This is a genomic window from Pontibacillus sp. HN14 (assembly GCF_021129245.1).
Classification (GTDB): domain Bacteria; phylum Bacillota; class Bacilli; order Bacillales; family BH030062; genus Pontibacillus.
Window position 1 is genome coordinate 1103222 of record NZ_JAJOLR010000001.1, and the last position, 16234, is coordinate 1119455.

At 39.5% G+C, this 16234-nt stretch carries 18 protein-coding genes; 7 read left to right on the forward strand and 11 right to left on the reverse strand.

Annotation, left to right across the window (positions count from 1 at the left end; all coding sequences use genetic code 11):
- Positions 1-156 precede the first annotated feature (156 nt).
- Positions 157-1233, reverse strand: coding sequence for an SDR family oxidoreductase (locus LQ226_RS05685; protein ID WP_231416886.1), 1077 nt, complete (start codon positions 1231-1233; stop codon positions 157-159).
- A gap of 132 nt (positions 1234-1365) precedes the next feature.
- Positions 1366-1794, reverse strand: coding sequence for a DUF1801 domain-containing protein (locus LQ226_RS05690; RefSeq protein ID WP_231416887.1), 429 nt, complete (start codon positions 1792-1794; stop codon positions 1366-1368).
- A gap of 169 nt (positions 1795-1963) precedes the next feature.
- Between LQ226_RS05690 and LQ226_RS05695 the strand changes: the two genes are divergently transcribed.
- Positions 1964-2527 carry a glutathione peroxidase gene (locus LQ226_RS05695; protein ID WP_231416888.1) on the forward strand — a complete coding sequence of 188 codons (564 nt, stop codon included), beginning with the start codon at positions 1964-1966 and terminating at the stop codon, positions 2525-2527.
- A 146-nt stretch (positions 2528-2673) separates the two neighbouring features.
- Here the strand turns inward: LQ226_RS05695 and LQ226_RS05700 are convergent, their stop codons facing one another.
- A complete protein-coding gene (locus LQ226_RS05700; RefSeq protein WP_231416889.1) occupies positions 2674-3402 on the reverse strand; it encodes a polyphosphate kinase 2 family protein in 729 nt (242 codons plus the stop codon).
- 453 nt (positions 3403-3855) lie between these two features.
- Here LQ226_RS05700 and LQ226_RS05705 point away from each other — a divergent pair, with 453 nt between their 5' ends.
- Entirely contained in the window at positions 3856-5412 is a 1557-nt protein-coding gene (locus LQ226_RS05705; protein WP_231416890.1) for an ABC-F family ATP-binding cassette domain-containing protein, read from the forward strand.
- A gap of 148 nt (positions 5413-5560) precedes the next feature.
- On the opposite strand, the gene LQ226_RS05710 is transcribed toward LQ226_RS05705, so the two are convergent.
- A complete protein-coding gene (locus LQ226_RS05710) occupies positions 5561-6886 on the reverse strand; it encodes a short-chain fatty acid transporter (protein ID WP_231416891.1) in 1326 nt (441 codons plus the stop codon).
- A 151-nt stretch (positions 6887-7037) separates the two neighbouring features.
- Positions 7038-7562 (reverse strand): M15 family metallopeptidase, encoded by a 525-nt coding sequence (locus tag LQ226_RS05715; RefSeq protein WP_231417580.1) that lies wholly within the window; start codon positions 7560-7562, stop codon positions 7038-7040.
- Between the two features lie 251 nt (positions 7563-7813).
- On the opposite strand from LQ226_RS05715, the gene LQ226_RS05720 reads away from it, so the two are divergent.
- A complete protein-coding gene (locus tag LQ226_RS05720) occupies positions 7814-8011 on the forward strand; it encodes a hypothetical protein (RefSeq protein ID WP_231416892.1) in 198 nt (65 codons plus the stop codon).
- 556 nt (positions 8012-8567) lie between these two features.
- Positions 8568-9182 carry a hypothetical protein gene (locus tag LQ226_RS05725; protein WP_231416893.1) on the forward strand — a complete coding sequence of 205 codons (615 nt, stop codon included), beginning with the start codon at positions 8568-8570 and terminating at the stop codon, positions 9180-9182.
- Between the two features lie 16 nt (positions 9183-9198).
- Here LQ226_RS05725 and LQ226_RS05730 read toward each other — a convergent pair whose 3' ends face one another.
- Positions 9199-9504, reverse strand: a complete 306-nt coding sequence (locus LQ226_RS05730) for a hypothetical protein (RefSeq protein WP_231416894.1) — start codon at positions 9502-9504, stop codon at positions 9199-9201.
- Between the two features lie 147 nt (positions 9505-9651).
- Between LQ226_RS05730 and LQ226_RS05735 the strand changes: the two genes are divergently transcribed.
- The 3 genes from LQ226_RS05735 to LQ226_RS05745 all read left to right on the forward strand — a co-directional run bounded on the left by LQ226_RS05735 (position 9652) and on the right by LQ226_RS05745 (position 11715).
- On the forward strand, positions 9652-11052 hold the full coding sequence (locus tag LQ226_RS05735; RefSeq protein ID WP_231416895.1) for a hypothetical protein: 1401 nt from the start codon (positions 9652-9654) through the stop codon (positions 11050-11052).
- 170 nt (positions 11053-11222) lie between these two features.
- Positions 11223-11393: a hypothetical protein gene (locus LQ226_RS05740; RefSeq protein ID WP_231416896.1), complete on the forward strand. Its 171-nt coding sequence runs from the start codon at positions 11223-11225 to the stop codon at positions 11391-11393.
- Positions 11362-11715: a carbohydrate ABC transporter permease gene (locus tag LQ226_RS05745; protein ID WP_231416897.1), complete on the forward strand. Its 354-nt coding sequence runs from the start codon at positions 11362-11364 to the stop codon at positions 11713-11715. Before LQ226_RS05740 ends, LQ226_RS05745 begins: the two co-directional genes overlap by 32 nt.
- A gap of 89 nt (positions 11716-11804) precedes the next feature.
- Here LQ226_RS05745 and LQ226_RS05750 read toward each other — a convergent pair whose 3' ends face one another.
- The 5 genes from LQ226_RS05750 to eutH form a co-directional block, all read right to left on the reverse strand.
- The gene (locus LQ226_RS05750) at positions 11805-12365 is read right to left on the reverse strand and encodes a hypothetical protein (RefSeq protein ID WP_231416898.1); all 561 of its coding nucleotides are present in this window, start codon (positions 12363-12365) and stop codon (positions 11805-11807) included.
- 21 nt (positions 12366-12386) lie between these two features.
- Positions 12387-12872, reverse strand: coding sequence for a PaaI family thioesterase (locus LQ226_RS05755; RefSeq protein WP_231416899.1), 486 nt, complete (start codon positions 12870-12872; stop codon positions 12387-12389).
- Between the two features lie 296 nt (positions 12873-13168).
- Positions 13169-14107, reverse strand: coding sequence for an exonuclease domain-containing protein (locus tag LQ226_RS05760; protein ID WP_231416900.1), 939 nt, complete (start codon positions 14105-14107; stop codon positions 13169-13171).
- Positions 14108-14191: 84 nt separating this feature from the next.
- Positions 14192-14959, reverse strand: coding sequence for a kanamycin nucleotidyltransferase C-terminal domain-containing protein (locus tag LQ226_RS05765; RefSeq protein ID WP_231416901.1), 768 nt, complete (start codon positions 14957-14959; stop codon positions 14192-14194).
- Positions 14960-14990: 31 nt separating this feature from the next.
- On the reverse strand, positions 14991-16082 hold the full coding sequence (eutH, locus tag LQ226_RS05770) for an ethanolamine utilization protein EutH (RefSeq protein WP_231416902.1): 1092 nt from the start codon (positions 16080-16082) through the stop codon (positions 14991-14993).
- Between the last annotated feature and the right edge of the window lie 152 nt (positions 16083-16234).

Consider the following 16234-nt stretch of genomic DNA (forward strand, 5'->3'; position numbering starts at 1 on the left):
TTTACATAGTTTTTAATTATATAGATTGTAAATGAACACGTCAAAATGTAATTTTCGTCGATTTAGGAGAATTTCTGAGCTTTATGGAGGAACCTATAACTTCTATTAGTGAGACATTAAAGGATAAAGAGATTTAAAAGGATTTAGCTCTTTTTATCAATTGACTTTTATAAGTTTTTCGGGCTCATGCCTGTGCTTCTTATAATAATCCACTTCATGAGTCATATAATCAGCTAGACGCGGGCAAACAATGCCCGTTCCCTTTAAGTGCTTTATAGTATTTGCAGAATCGTAATAGGCTTGTAATGTAAAGTAGTCAATCGTTTCCCGTTCCACTTGCACCCATTTGCGAATCAAAGATAAAGAAAGCGTCTTAGACACGAAAGAAGACGGGAGTGTATAGGAAGGGGTTTTTCCGACTAACGTTTGAGCGATTAAACGATAAACCTCCCTTACAGTCAAAGGCTCAGGGTCTGTTAAATGAAATACTTTACTCTTAGCAGTCTCATCATGCGCAAGGAAAGTTGTCGCATCAACCACATAATCTATAGGGACAAGATTTATAAGCGCTTCCCCTCCCCCTATATATGGAATGGGGAGTCTTGCGAATTTGTCTAAGAACCGCATCATAAAGTAGGGGCCATCGAACTTAGCCGTTTCCCCTGTTTTTGAATGACCCATCACAACTCCTGGACGAATAATCGTAATGGGTAACTTATTCATATAAGAATGAACCATAACTTCTGCTTCATATTTGGTTTCTTCATAATAATTCTTAAAGGCTTGACCACACTCTAACTCGTCCTCATAAATGGAACCAGACCGATCTCCTGAAACATAAGCCGTACTAAAATAGATAAATCGTTTCAAGGAAGAAAACGGAAGAATAAAATCTAATACATTTCTAGTTCCGTTCACATTCACTCTATGCGCAATATCTTCTGGGACCGCGAGATCATATATAGCTGCAAGGTGAAAAACATGTGTGACCTCTTCTGTTAACCTCCTTCTTGTTCCTTCATCTATTCCTAGTTCAGACTTTGTAATATCGCCTTCAATAATGGTGATTTTCGAATAATGAACCATATCCTCTATTGCATGATAGGCCTTTTGAATTTGGTCACGGTAGACTAATAATTCAAAGCGAGCATCATGGTCTATATCAACTAACTTTTTAATCAAATTAGATGATACAAAACCAGGAAATCCTGTAATAAAATAAGTTCGTGCCATATCGGATTACCCCTCCCATAAAAACGCTTAAAACACTTAAGTATATTCATTGAAACATAGAACATAACAGGCCATGAGGAAGTGAAAGACAATCATTCAATTTGCTTAAATAAACTTGTTAAAGCAATGAACTCAGTTCATATCGGTTGAGTATTGATCCTGAATATAAGTAATGGAATTTAGAATTAACTTTTGCAAAACTTCTATATCAATATCTGCGAGCTTATTTACATAAACGCAGGCTTTCCCTGTTTTATGTTTCCCTAAATGCTCCAATAGCTTCTCTCGTTCAGGTTCTCCTTGTGCCAAATAAAGGCTATGCTTCGCTTTTCTTGGAGAGAAACCTACGACAGGCGCGTCTCCTTCATGCCCCGATTCATACTTGTAATGATAGGATCCAAAGCCAATAATGGAATCTCCCCACATTTTCGCCTCACATCCAGTTGTTTCGGTGAAAAGGTCAAGCAACCGGTATGCGTCTTCACGCTTCTTTACACTTTCCACTTGTTCTATAAATTCGATGACGCTTTGATCATTCGGTTTTGTTTTTAGTTCATACATAGACGAACCCTCCATCTGTCTTTAATTAATACTCTTAATCTCTCATAATGCACTAAGTTTTTTAGGATTTAGAAGTTTATTATTTGCTAAATAGGTTAAAGATTGCCATACTCAAACGTGAGTCAAAAGACTTAGTTTGTTTCTCACAAATGACTAGGAGGCTAATTACATGAGCGTTTATAATTACTCAGCTATAGCGATGAACGGCAAAGAGCAATCCCTTGAAGAATATAAAGGAAAAGTGCTTTTAATCGTTAATACAGCAGGTCGATGCGGGTTTACATATCAATACGAGGACCTTCAACGTTTGCACGAGAGATACAAGGATAAAGGTCTTGTTATCTTAGGTTTTCCATGTAACCAGTTTGATAACCAAGAACCTGATGAGAACGAAAAGATTCAAACAAATTGTCTATTAAACTACGGCGTTTCATTCCCTCTCTTTCAGAAGATGGATGTAAGAGGAGAACACGCCCATCCACTCTTCACTTATTTATCTAATCAAAAAGCATTTGAAGGTTTCGACAAGTTTCACCCTGTGGCGAAAGTCCTCATTCCACTACTGAATGAGAAACACCCAGAATACCTCACAGATGACTACTCCATTAAATGGAATTTCACAAAGTTCTTAATCAATACGGAGGGAGAAGTGGTTCAACGCTTTGAATGCACCACGGATACGATTGACATGGAACAAGACATTGAAGAGCAACTCGCTCAGTTGACGGTTTAATTACTATCTCCTCTGGCCCTTCAGGTTAATGCTTGAAAGGTTGGAGGCTTGTCTTTTATTTAAGACTTTTCCATTAGAGGTCTTCTCCAAATGTATCTGATAGCTGTTCTATTTCTTTCGTTTTCTCAAAGTTTGAAAAGTCTTCACTATTGATTTGGAGTCAATTGATGTAACCTAGCTCGAATCTCTTTTATAATAGTTCTATTCGTTTTGACCCTTGCATAATATTTGTCTTCCCCTTCAATCACATGCCATTTTGTTTCAGCAGTAGATGTTTTATCAAGCATATCTTCTACCGCTGCCACGTATTGATCCCACTTCTCCCGGTTTCTCCAGTCTTCCTTTGTAATCTTCCATTGCTTTAATGGATCTGCCTCTCTTTCCTTAAATCGCCTTAGCTGTTCTTCATTGGAGATGTGAAACCATAATTTAATCACAATGTATTGATCCTGAACGAGTAACTTTTCAAAATCATTGATCTCATGATAGGCTCTATTCCATTCTGAATAATCCGCAAAGCCTTCCACTCTTTCTACCAATACTCTTCCATACCAGGATCGATCAAATATACCGATCTCACCGTAAGCAGGTACCTTTGTCCAGAAACGTTTTAAATAATGATGCCTCTTTTCATTTGAAGAAGGGGCACTAATTGGATGTACAGAGAAACCACGCGGGTCCAGGCCACTGGTTAACCTTTTAATAGCTCCGCCTTTCCCTGCTGCATCCCATCCTTCACATACAATTAGCACACCAAGCTTATGATCTACTAACATCCGTTGAAGTTGAAGCAATTCCACCTGGGTTTGTTTCAACTCTTTCTTGTATTGCTTTTTGTCGTCTATCTGTAAAGAAAGGTCAACTGATTCAAGCATTCCCTCATCCTCCTACATGTTTTCTCTACTACCTCTTCTTTTAATGATGTTTTAGTTAAGAATCATCATTTTACTTCGATCGATTAAATACAATGAGCCCTTACTCTTTAACTTCTTCCCTCATCCGATATTTTCCTTTTCTTTAATCCGTTTAAATCAAAAGGATCTAGACCATAATCTATTAATAAAGAAATGCCGGCGGAAAGAGTTCAATCGTCATGCTTATGCATTGACCTATTTTGTCGTAATACTTATAGGTTCACAATACTTTTATCTGTTAATTCGCAATCCTAAGGGAGTCTCTTCCTTAGCTCGTTTTATATGGATGACGCTGAAAACTTGAGAAATGGTATACCTTTTTGGCGAAATTTTGCCCGCTTCTACTATCGCAAATAGAAAATGACCTTTATAATAGACAAGCATGAACTTATCGAAGGAAAAGGTGTGTAAAACATGAGCTTACTCACAGTAAAGAACTTAAGTCACGGCTTTGGGGATCGTGCGATCTTCGAGGACGTTTCTTTTCGTTTGTTAAAAGGAGAACACATTGGACTTATCGGAGCCAACGGTGAAGGTAAGTCTACTTTTATGAATATTATTACAGGTAAATTAGAGCCTGACGCGGGGAAAGTTACTTGGTCAAAGCGAGTGCGAGTTGGGTATTTAGATCAACACGCAGACTTGAGCCAAGGTATGTCGATCCGTGATGTTTTACGAACAGCGTTCCAATATTTATTTGATATTGAAACTGAAATGAATGGTTTATTTGCCAAAATGGGTGAGGTAGAGCCAGAGGAACTTGAACAGTTGCTTGAAGAGACGGGACGAATGCAAGATGAATTAACAAACAATGACTTCTACACCATTGATGCCAAAGTAGAAGAAGTCGCAAACGGTCTTGGCCTGGATGATATTGGCTTAGAACGAGATGTGAACGATTTAAGCGGGGGACAGCGCACTAAGGTACTACTCGCTAAGCTACTTCTTGAAAAGCCAGATATCCTGCTACTCGACGAACCAACAAACTACTTGGACGTAGAACACATTGAGTGGTTGCGTACGTTCCTTCAAAATTACGAGAACGCCTTTATCTTAATCTCACACGATATCCCATTCTTAAATAGCGTTGTAAACTTGATTTATCATATGGAAAACCAAGAGCTTACAAGGTACCCTGGCGACTATGATGAATTCTTACGTGTATATGAAATGAAGAAGCAACAAGTTGAGGCTGCCTATAAAAAACAGCAAAAAGAAATTGCCAACTTAAAAGATTTCGTGGCACGTAACAAGGCTAATGCTGCTACAAGTAAAATGGCGATGTCTCGTCAGAAGAAGCTTGATAAAATGGACGTCATTGAACTGGATTCTGAAAAGCCAAAACCAAGTTTCAATTTTAAACAAGCCCGTACACCAGGCAAATATTTATTTGAAACGAAGGATCTTGTCATTGGGTACGATGAACCCCTCTCAAGACCATTGAACTTAGAGATGGAACGTAATCAAAAGATTGCCCTTTCAGGTGCAAACGGAATTGGTAAGACAACCCTGCTTAAAAGTATATTAGGAGAAATTCAGCCTGTCTCAGGTTCTGTTGAGCTTGGCGATCATCTCCATATCGGGTACTTTGAACAAGAGTTGAAAGAAGAAAGTAATAATACCTGTATAGAAGAAATCTGGGAAGAATTTCGTCATCTTACACAGTACGAAGTTCGTTCCTCCCTTGCAAAGTGTGGCTTAACGCAAAAGCACATCGAAAGTAAAGTGAAAGTATTAAGTGGTGGCGAGAAGGCCAAAGTTCGTTTATGTAAGCTAATTAACAAAGAAACAAACCTGCTTGTCCTAGACGAACCGACCAACCACCTTGATGTGGATGCGAAAGCAGAACTAAAGCGAGCGCTTAAAGATTATAAAGGAAGCGTCTTAATCATCTCACACGAACCTGACTTCTACCAGGATATCGTAACGGATGTATGGAACTGCGAAGACTGGACAACAAAAGTATTCTAAAACCAAAAACCAGGACCAATCAGGTCCTGGTTTTCCTTTTGTATCTCGATCTTTATCACACTACAGCACAAACGCGTGCCAGACACCCTTTACCACTCTAAAGGAGGAGCGGGTGTCTGGCACGCTTTATTTCACTAAAGCGGTTTTCTTACAATAACAATAAGCCTAGGGAGATAAATATACCGCTTATGATGAGGACAATTAAACAAAAGCCCATGATATCTTTAGCTTTTAAACCCGCGATAGCTAAGGCAGGTAATGCCCAGAAGGGTTGAATCATATTGGTCCAGGCATCTCCCCATGCTACTGCCATTGCGGTTTTAGGAATGGAGACACCTAGTTCTTTGGCAGCTTCAAGCATAATAGGAGCTTGCACCGCCCATTGTCCACCACCTGAAGGCACAAAGAAGTTTACAATTCCAGCGCTAATAAAGGCGAAGAAAGGAAATGTAAATTCAGTTGAAATGTTCACAAACCACGAGGACATTTCTTGCGCGAAACCAGAAGCCACCATCATCCCCATAATTCCCGCATAGAATGGGAACTGAATGATAATTCCACTAGCTCCACTTACAGCTTCCTTCACAGATTCAATAAAGGCTTTAGGCGTTCCATGAAACAGAATACCAAGGAACAAGAAACCAAAGTTTACAATATTCAAGTTGAGTTGAAATCCGTTGCTGACAAAATAATAAATGAGAAATGCCAGCCCCAGAACACCAGTTATTATAGCAAGGATCTTACTATGCTCTAGACGATCAGCTGGGGTCATTTCTTCTTTATCGAGTGTAGCCGCTTGATAATCTTTGCCTTCGTCTAACAAAGAGCGATCAATAACGACTCTCTCCTCTTTCTCTGGCATCATACGGTAATTAAGTATAGGTAATACAATAAATAATGAGCCAACTATCGCCAAATTAAATACGGAGAAAATGGTTTCATCCGTTTGTATAATTCCTATGATACCTTGCGAGAAATGATCCGGGGTAGCAATCGTTAATGGAATGGATCCTGCTAATCCTCCATGCCACACAAGGAAGCCTGAGTAAGCACTTGCAATAAGCAAACGATAATCAACATTCTCCACTTGCTTGGCTAATTCTTTCGCAAATAATGCCCCAATAACAAGACCAAATCCCCAGTTCACCCAACTTGCTAATAAGGATACAAGGGTGACAAATACGATTGCTTGGCCAGGTGAATTTGGTTTTGATGCAAGACCACTCAGGATCCTTTTAAATAACGGACTGCTTGCCAACACAAACCCCGTGACAAGAACTAACACCATTTGCATGGAAAAGGTTAATAAATTCCAAAATCCTTCTCCCCAATATTGAACCATTTCGACAGGAGTACTCCCCGTAACTCCCATACCTAGTAAAAATACAACGAGTGTAAGAATAATGACAAACACAAATGGGTCTGGCAAATATCTTTGCATGAGCCTATTCGAAAAATCAATTGCTCGTTTCATAAAACTCCCTCCCTTTTATTAAAGCGTTTTCAAAATACCCCACCTACTAAACTACCAAAACAAACCTTTTAATTCAAATAATTTTTTGATTATTACAAAATATATAACAGGCCATTAGCCATTATTCATAAGAAAAGAGCGAACCTCCTGATTAGGACGATTCGCTCTCCTTTGACTCTTTTCTTTCCTTGTTTTCTACTTCTGGCCTTTTTCCATACTTCAATTCACGAATCGATAATCCAAAATCCATTTGGAGATGAGGGTAATCCTTAAAGGAGCTCCAATCTCCTCCCCACTCGAACCCTAAGTCCTTAGCAATTGCGACCACTTCCATCCAATCTGCTTTTCCGTTCCCATTTCCATCACGGCTTGTATCCCATACGACATCTCCGCTCTTGGTGCGTAAGGCAAAGTCAATAGCAAGTCCATAATTATGATAAGATTCCCCGCCATCCGCATGGGTTACGACAGATCCATTATCTGTTCGGCCTTGCGCATATAATTCATTCTGTCTTTCGATTGATCGATGGCCATCGGTAATCACTACAGAAATCCCTTTATCTTCAGCTCTATTTACTAATGTATTTTTAGCTTCTTCTACTTTAGGATGCAGATCCGTAGGCATAGACACATCCTTCTTCTTTATAGGTTGAAAAACATCCTTCGTGCTTTCCACCGAGTCGGTATTGGCTATTAGCCATAGTACAAGAAACCCGGCACCCACAAACAGTATTAAAAAAGCTACGATGTTTAATAATAATTTCAACAGTTGTGCATTCCTCTCAGTGTAACTTTCTATTTATGTTTAGAATATCACATTGAAATGCTTTGAAGCATCAAGGGAACACCTATCAATGCGCCCAGGGAGTTTAACGTTTACAAAAAAGAGGAAATATATCCCTAAAGTAATCAAACGGAGGGTTAAAAATGGCTGAGAAGAAACAGCAAAACCGAAAACTTACTGAGAACGATCAGAGCTTTAAAGAAAAGAAAGAAAAAGAAGGCTTAATAGACGGAGTCCCAACAGAAGATCAACGAGAAGAGCAAGTTGAAGAACAAAAGAAAACAAAATCAAAAGATGATTCCTCTACAGAAGAACTGTATAGTGAAGATTTTCGGAAATAATATTCTATGAGGTTTACAAATTTCTATAGCGGGTATTCTTAAGATCAGCAACACTTAATTAAATAGGTAGTAATAATAGCAGTTTGGAAACGTATTGACATTACACACAATAGATACTATAATTAATTATTGTGCCTTCGATAAAAGGCAAATAAATATCGGAAATTGAAAGAGTGATGTGTATGAGACTGGCATTCTGCTATGTTTTAATACGACTTAATCACACTGGATCAGCTTCGGAGCTGTAAGGATGCAATAGAGGTAGGGATTGCGTCGTTTAAGTTGAAAAACTACCTTGTAGAATTTATAAACCGCGGCAGTGTTTGACGATCTAATCAAACACAGACCTTGCTAAATAAGCAAGCAAGATAAATGAGTAAAATCATTTTTTCCTAAGTACGATAACAAAGCGAGTCAGGTGACGACCTGGCTCGCTTTTCCAATTTCAATCTCCTTTTTTCTCTACTTTTTTCAAATCCCCCCTAGTTAATAAAGGATTTTATACGCATTCAACGAATAGGTAACAGTGCATATTCTATTGAAAGGTGTTTAGTCTATGAAACCCTGGCGTAAAGAAACCTCATTATTTCTTACCTCTAATTTTATTTTATGGATTTACATAGAAGGACTTATTTTTATAACTGCTATCACAGGAAACTTTGTTAATCTTAAAGAAATAATTTTTGGGATTCTTTTAGTGAGTGCATTTACTGGACTTATTTTTGTATGGGGATTGGTTCTTCCTTTGCTAGGAATAAGGTTTATTTTAAAGAGAAAAAAGAAATTTCACCATATACGAGTAGCTGGTCATTTCATTGGTGGGTGGATCATTGTAGCCCTCCTATTCACCGGTACATTCAAAGGCTATGATATGTGGGAGCAAAGAGTCGTATTCGGTGGCGAAGATGGGAAGAAATCTCTTTTAAAACAAGGAAAATCCTATGCAGAAAAGGAGTTAAGCTCAGATTACAACCTATACGATTACAATTTTTCATCTGCAATGTTTATGCCTAAAGATGAATCTGTCATGACTGGAGATGATCATGCAACTGTGATCCTTCGTTACAAAAATAATAGATGTATTCAAGATGGCCAATCAAATTGCTACACAATAATTACTTCCAGATATCACAGCGGGAAATGGTCACCCTTCTTTATGAAAAAAAATTAGAGACACAGGGACTGTATTATTCACTTCTTCTGATAACCTTAGTGGCCACTTCTTGATTTCCTAATTTCTTCACCCAGATGCTTACATGGTCACCTACCGAAATCCCTTTTACTTTATCTCCTTCTATTTCTGTATTCTCACCTATTAGAATCTTATACACAGGGTATTCCGCTTCCGGGTCATTGGCTGGTGGTGAAACAACGATACTCTTCCCTCCTTCTTCTACCTCGTCAACATAAAAACCACTGTAATCCGCTCTTTGCATCAGTGTGATTCCTATTATTCCAACGAGGATAACCGCAGCTCCTATCCATCTCTTCATCCTGCACCGCTCCTTCGCTTGGATTTACCCATTAGTCGTACAACCCTTCTCCCAGGTTGCACTTTCTCAGGAAGTTTACAATCTTCTCCCACAAATTTCCCTTCGTTTGATACGATTGAATAAACATCGAATCAAAGGGGTACCCAAATGAGAAATAGGATTACGATTGCCATTATAATGATCCTCTTAATCGGAATTGGTTTATATACATCAATGGATACACCTGAAGAAATACAACCTATAGATCTTGAATCCGTAAAGGTAGCTCATAACATGGATGAGGTAAAAAACTTTTACTATCAAAACCTAAGTGGTCTAAAACGCGCTGAATCTTTAGGGTTAACAGAAGATATTGATAAAACCTATGATGTAGGAGGAATTGATGGAGAGATTACATTTGATGAAGCATGGTACAACGGGAAGAATCTATACGTTTTATACCATCGGAAAGTATCCTCCGTCGGAATAGGAACATCACCAAATGGTGAAGAACAACCTGTACCACACTTATATTCAGAAGAAAACACGCCTTATACAATCGAAGTTAATCAACAATTGTCTCCGCTGATCGTTTTGACATCAGGGCTAGCAAGAGGGAAAGGGATACAACTTAATAATAGGTTTTACTCCAGCTTAACATTAGCTGTTCCTCAGGACGTAAAGGTCATAGGGGAAAACGCTTTGGTGAACGGCACATCCATGGTGAACATTAATGGAGAATCAAAAGAAGTGACTTTTTCTTTCAAGATCGATGCTAAAGAAGATGTTGTAGAGAGATTTGAGCTTTCACAAACCTTCACCTATAAAAACGTTTCTGTAACACTAGATTCGATTGAAATGGGCACATTTGGTACAAAGCTTTTCACCCATATCAATCATCCTAAAGGTGGTCGTCCTAAAGAGATTCAGATCGCAGCGAGCACCCCTGACTCTGAACAGATTGAATTTGTACAAAGGCTAGTGCCTAATAAGGAAACACGTGAAGTGACAAACGACTATATTCTGAATGGGTTTGAAGCTGTTCATTCCATACCTAAAAGTTTAGACATTACATTAAAGAGCATACAATTAAATGGTCATAAAGACTTCTCCTTTAAAATGGATACTACCCGGTTACCACAGGGATTAGGAGAAAACGATTCCTATGAAGAGCACCCGAATGAGGTCATCAAAAAAATTGATGATTCAGCGGTAAGCCTTTCTTCTATTAAATATGATCGTGATTATTTATCCTTTACTCTAGCAAGGAAATCAATGAACTCTTTAAATGCTCCTTATAAAACGATTAGCTTCCATACTGGCCCTAAGGTGTCTGGGGTAGCCAATGAAACCGAGTCCCCTTTTTCCGTAGATGCATCAAAAGCAGATGGCTCAGAGATCCCCATTGGATACACCGGAAATCGCGCAGAAGTGAACAATGGGGAAGAGAAACTGAGGTTTAACATTCCATCTGAAGCAATAGTGAATTCTCCCTACATCACTGTTTCACTTACCAACCTCCCTTCTAAAGTTGTTTTCGATGAAAGAAGAATGGTGAAGTTGAACTAACATCTAAATGTATGTGCCTAAACCAAAAGACTAATCAAGCTTTCGGTTCGGCTATGCTTCGGCAGAATCCGTCGAATCCGTTAACTTTATGGTCGTCATTGCCGTTATTACAATCGTACAAATGAGAGCTTTGGACTATAAAGCACATTAAGGGGGGAGAAGAGTCCATTATGGAGAAAACAGGAGAACGTTTACTGTTACTGATATACGCCAGTCTTATTGTCATTCCGATGCTCACGGTACTCTTCTCGACATTCAAAACAACTTCTGAAATGTATGAGAACCCAATTGGGTTTCCTTCTGCGTTTGATGTATCCAACCATTCCAAAAGGATTGTTTGAAGCAAGCTGTATTGACGGATCCAACAATTGGAAAATGTACACAAGCATTGCTCTCCCTTTATCTCTTCCATCTCTATCAGCGACGGCTATTTTCTTATTCGTGATGCATTGGAACGATTTATTGTATCCTTTGTTATTTATTACGAAAGACGAATACAAAACATTGCCTCTAGGCCTTCTAGAGTTTCAAGGGCAATACATGACGAATTTCCCAATGCTCTTCACAGGGGTGATGATCGCTTCCGCTCCTATGATTATTGCCTACGTGTTCTTGCAACGCTATTTTATCGCTGGCATGACTGCCGGATCTGTTAAAGGGTAAAAGAAAAGCGCAAGCCTCTATTGAGTTAGAAGGCCTGCGCTTTTTCTATTATCATGTTATTGGGACGCTTCCGTCCTAAAGATGACTCATTATTGGTCTTTCTTGTAAGTGTAGTATTGAAAATCAAACTCTACCCTTACATAGTCTTGAACAGTATCGAAATAATCTCTATTTACATCGATTGTATAGCGCTCATTGGGACCAGACGTTTCCCCAACCAAAATTTGGTCCTTTTCGATTTTTTCTCCATTTGCTGTAGTAAATAGGACGTTCTCTTTCGGCTTAAACGTTACTTCTTCACCGCCACGATTAAAATTGGTAAGAAAGCCGCCTTTTTCTTTATCCTTGAAACTTTGACGTATGTCAAATGTCAGAGTGTAGTTACTGTCTGAATCGATGCTTACGCTCTCTAAAAGAACCGTAGAGCTTCCCTTTTTAAGCACAGGCTTATCCACATCTGTCTTCTTATCGTTTAACCACTCTTTTTGGATCCTAACGCTTCCTTTTATAGCCGGGTCCTCTAACTTAAGTGTGTACCCGTCCTCTTGAAAGATGTTTTCTCGTATCCCTTGCGTAGAGGAGAAAAAGTAGACGGTTGTAAATACGACGATCGCAATCATGGAGAGAAGTATAGCTATAATTTGTTTCATAATACCTCTCCTTTTGTTCTACTATGTTGATTGGCCAAATGATTCTGGCATTTTCGCAGCCACTACTTTACCAGTAGCACAGCATACGTCACCAGAGAATACTTCAACATGAATGGCAAATTTCTTTGGATGAATTTCTTCAATGGTGCCCATTGCCTTTAAAGGTTGACCTTGTGGGGTTGGCTTTTGGAAATTCACTTGAAGGGATGCGGTTACAAACCTAGGGGCTTCTTCCCCATCACCTGGCTCGTGTCCATTTTTTCTATGTAAGGCTAGTGAGGCAGAACCTGTACCATGACAATCGATTAAGGAAGCAATCAGACCTCCATAGACAAAGCCCGGAATGGCTGTATGCTCAGCCTTTGGTGTATATATGGTTACGGTCTGATCTCCATTCCAGCCTGTCCGAAACTGATGCCCCAACTCATTTAGCCTTCCACACCCATAACACCAGGAAAAGTCATCAGGATAGCAATCCTGAATCGCATGCAATACATCTGAACTCATCCAATCATCCTCCCTCTCCCATTCTTTTCCTAAATATCATAATATGAAACCGCTCTATTATACAATAAACGTTTGATAAAAATCGGCGCTAAACAGGTGCTAATCATACAGAAAGATGGTTCGTAATAAAAACAGCAAAAGAATAATAAATGCAATAATAACAACAACCTTCAGGATTTTCACCCGCTTTTGAAAAGGAGTTGGTCCTTTCAATACTATCCCTCCCATTTAGAAAACCCTATGGAAATAAGAGAGTTGAAAATGCTCAGGGAAAGTTCCTAGAGCATTTTCAGGTTTTATACGGCTTCAAAGTAACGAATGAAGTCCTCTTCAGAAAGCACCTCAATCGAGTGCCCTTGAGCGATTAGGGTTTCGACACGTTCTAACTTGCTACTCTTCTTCCCCTGTACATAATCCTGGAACGCTCGATCACCTACAACCACATAGTTGGTTGTCGACCGAACGGACGATTCCCACATACCCCCGTGGTCCACAACACGCTGGATGGCTTCCTCCCTCTTCAAGGATTGCAATTTCCCAGTAAATACGAACGTCGCGTTATAAAAAGGGTGAGAGGTATTAAATTCTCGGGAAGCTGCCGTATAGTTTCTAGCTTCTGCTTTTGAAGTTCCTTTTTTAGCCTGTTTCTTTCGATTTAATCTGGCTGGTTCATAAGATGAATCAAACATCATCCCGTTAATCGTCTGACTCTTCTCAACGAGTTCTTTCTCATCACCTGCATCTAAATGCTTTCCTGCTTCTAAGAAGATTTGAGCTGCAGCGCGTGCATCATCTAAGGCATGATGGTGATTCAGATCAATATTTAAATGATGAGATAGTTCCTTTAAGTTATACCTTGGAAACGACCAGGTCTTCTTGGCAATATTCATCGTGCAGTTATAAGCAATCATTGGATAAGGAAGGTTATATTCATCGAGCACCGCACGTAAAACCCCCATATCAAATTGAGCATTATGAGCTAATAGGAATTTCCCTTCTAAAAGGGGTTGAAGATCTTTCTGCCAAAGCGTATCAAACTCATATGCATCTTTAACGTCTTCTTTCGTAATGCCATGAACGGACACATTTATCGGCGCAAAATAGCTTCGTTTTGGCTTTACTAATGAATAATATTCTTGTTTGGGCTGACCATTTTCATATTCAACGAGACCAATCGAACAAACACTGGACCTCGAAGAGTTAGCTGTTTCAAAATCAAGCGCTATAAAATTCATTCTTCCCCACCTACTCTAGTCTGTTTCTTTCTATGATATAGGGTTTTATCCCATCTCGTCTATTGTCTTGTTTTGGATACTCTATTAGAAAGGGAGAGAATTTCTTTTATATTCAATCCCAAGTTCGTAGAACCATTGATTTAACCCTGCCCAGAGTACCTCACATTGATCATAAACAGACTCTTCATCAGAAAGATTCCCTTTCAGTACCGTGTTAGCCAGTTCATCGAACCCCGAAGGCTTAGAAGCTTGACCCATCGCTTCTTCAAACATTTTCGATTGAGTACTATAAAACGTTCTGTTTCCAAGCCCTATTAGAATGGAAGTTTGCCTTAAGAGCTGAAATGCTCCTTGTGGCAGGAATGTAAAATGCCCTATCACATAAGCATTTCGAATTTTACCCATGCATTCATACGGCTCCCAAATCATAAATTCCCTCATAACATCAACCTTCATTTCTTCGGTATGTGTGAAAGGACATTCTTTCAATGTTTCAAAGAACTCTTCCGGATCATATACCGGTAATACATTAACAAAAGACCCAGCCCAGATTGGCCAAGTGGCTTCATAGCGCTTCGCTTTCTTTATAATCGAAGACCTCTCTAGCGATCCAATTTCCAATTTATAAGGAGGGTATATAAACTCATAACTTTCAAGCTTTACCCCATCTTTTGTGATAACATGCATCTCAATATCTGAATAAGGTCCCGGGTTCCCTGCTCCCACGGAGCCATACACCCCGATAGCTATAATATCTTTTCCGTGTGTGGTAATTAGTCTATCTACCACCTCTTTAATCATGGTATCTTTCTCTTCTTTAGAAGTTTGAAGGGGGGCTTTTAACAGATCCATACGTTCACTTCCTCTTCATTGTAATAAAGTCTTAAGAGTTCTCCCTTTCATCGTTCTTTGTTAGCCTTAAAGCAACAACAACGGCCAGCACACCAGCTGAAGCTTTCCCAATCATAACGGGGACCATCATATCTTTCTCCACCCCAGCTACAAAGGCAAGGTGACTTCCTATTACGAACGCTCCACTAACAGAGAAGGCAGCATTCACAACTTTCCCTCTGCTCGTCATATCCTTCATCATTCCGAACATAGGTAAGTGATGAGCTAAAGATGCCATCAGTCCTGTCATCGCACTGGCATCTAACTTAAGATGCTCACCCCATTTTGTAAATAATTTCTCCCCTTTCCGATTTAAAAACGCCACAAGAGGGTAAGCTCCAGCCAACGTTACAGTAATACGCCCTACAATGACCACGCCTTCACTCAAAGGTGCCATGCCAGGGATAACGGTAAAACCTGTGAGCGTCTCAATAATAATGGCTACTAAACCAGTAATAACAGTGAGCTCAACCCCTTTTCCAAACAAAGCAAAGAAACGTATCGTAGCATTTGTGAATAGCCATAGCCCCATCGCAATCAGGAGCGCCAACAGAATAGAGGGTACGAGATTTTGAATCATCCAAAAAGGTTTATAACCTGCAACAAATCCGCCTATAAAGACCCCAACGGGAATGGTCATCATTCCGATTAAGATCCCTTTAGCGAAGTAAGGCCGATCCTTCTTCTGTATCACGGTTAAAGCAATTGGAATCGTAAAAACCAGAGTCGGCCCCATCATCGTCCCGAGGAGTGACCATGAGAAAATAGCCGCTTCTTGGGTAGAAGCAAGAGAGGTTGCTAAGGGATAAGCCCCCATGTCAATGGCAAGAAGCATTGATGCAAACATAGACGGATCTGCTCCAAACCACTCAAAAACCGGCACAACTATAGGTGAGAGCCATGTTGCTAAAACAGGAGCGAGGGAGATAATCCCAACCATAGAAAGAGCGAGAGGCCCCATCATCATAAATGCTTCATAAAATCGCCAACCGAGATACAGTTTATGATTCAAAACATAATAATCTAGCGCTCCAAGCACCATAAAAAGACACATCACACCCAATATAAGATCATTAATCCACAACCGTTTACCTCCTCCCCTCATCAAAATGGAAAACTTATGTATTTAGCCCTTTTATCGTAACATTAAATAAAGTTTACGAAACGAACTTTTTTCCTCTTCATGTGGTATGGGTACACAATTGCTAACGACAAACGCGCCCCCGTATCAGGGGG

What these genes read in the sequence shown, in the direction of transcription:
- LQ226_RS05685 (WP_231416886.1), bottom strand. Translation starts at nt 1,233, where the DNA reads ATGGCACGAACTTATTTTATTACAGGATTTCCTGGTTTTGTATCATCT.
- LQ226_RS05690 (WP_231416887.1), bottom strand. Translation starts at nt 1,794, where the DNA reads ATGTATGAACTAAAAACAAAACCGAATGATCAAAGCGTCATCGAATTT.
- LQ226_RS05695 (WP_231416888.1), top strand. Translation starts at nt 1,964, where the DNA reads ATGAGCGTTTATAATTACTCAGCTATAGCGATGAACGGCAAAGAGCAA.
- LQ226_RS05700 (WP_231416889.1), bottom strand. Translation starts at nt 3,402, where the DNA reads ATGCTTGAATCAGTTGACCTTTCTTTACAGATAGACGACAAAAAGCAA.
- LQ226_RS05705 (WP_231416890.1), top strand. Translation starts at nt 3,856, where the DNA reads ATGAGCTTACTCACAGTAAAGAACTTAAGTCACGGCTTTGGGGATCGT.
- LQ226_RS05710 (WP_231416891.1), bottom strand. Translation starts at nt 6,886, where the DNA reads ATGAAACGAGCAATTGATTTTTCGAATAGGCTCATGCAAAGATATTTG.
- LQ226_RS05720 (WP_231416892.1), top strand. Translation starts at nt 7,814, where the DNA reads ATGGCTGAGAAGAAACAGCAAAACCGAAAACTTACTGAGAACGATCAG.
- LQ226_RS05725 (WP_231416893.1), top strand. Translation starts at nt 8,568, where the DNA reads ATGAAACCCTGGCGTAAAGAAACCTCATTATTTCTTACCTCTAATTTT.
- LQ226_RS05730 (WP_231416894.1), bottom strand. Translation starts at nt 9,504, where the DNA reads ATGAAGAGATGGATAGGAGCTGCGGTTATCCTCGTTGGAATAATAGGA.
- LQ226_RS05735 (WP_231416895.1), top strand. Translation starts at nt 9,652, where the DNA reads ATGAGAAATAGGATTACGATTGCCATTATAATGATCCTCTTAATCGGA.
- LQ226_RS05740 (WP_231416896.1), top strand. Translation starts at nt 11,223, where the DNA reads ATGGAGAAAACAGGAGAACGTTTACTGTTACTGATATACGCCAGTCTT.
- LQ226_RS05745 (WP_231416897.1), top strand. Translation starts at nt 11,362, where the DNA reads ATGTATCCAACCATTCCAAAAGGATTGTTTGAAGCAAGCTGTATTGAC.
- LQ226_RS05750 (WP_231416898.1), bottom strand. Translation starts at nt 12,365, where the DNA reads ATGAAACAAATTATAGCTATACTTCTCTCCATGATTGCGATCGTCGTA.
- LQ226_RS05755 (WP_231416899.1), bottom strand. Translation starts at nt 12,872, where the DNA reads ATGAGTTCAGATGTATTGCATGCGATTCAGGATTGCTATCCTGATGAC.
- LQ226_RS05760 (WP_231416900.1), bottom strand. Translation starts at nt 14,107, where the DNA reads ATGAATTTTATAGCGCTTGATTTTGAAACAGCTAACTCTTCGAGGTCC.
- LQ226_RS05765 (WP_231416901.1), bottom strand. Translation starts at nt 14,959, where the DNA reads ATGGATCTGTTAAAAGCCCCCCTTCAAACTTCTAAAGAAGAGAAAGAT.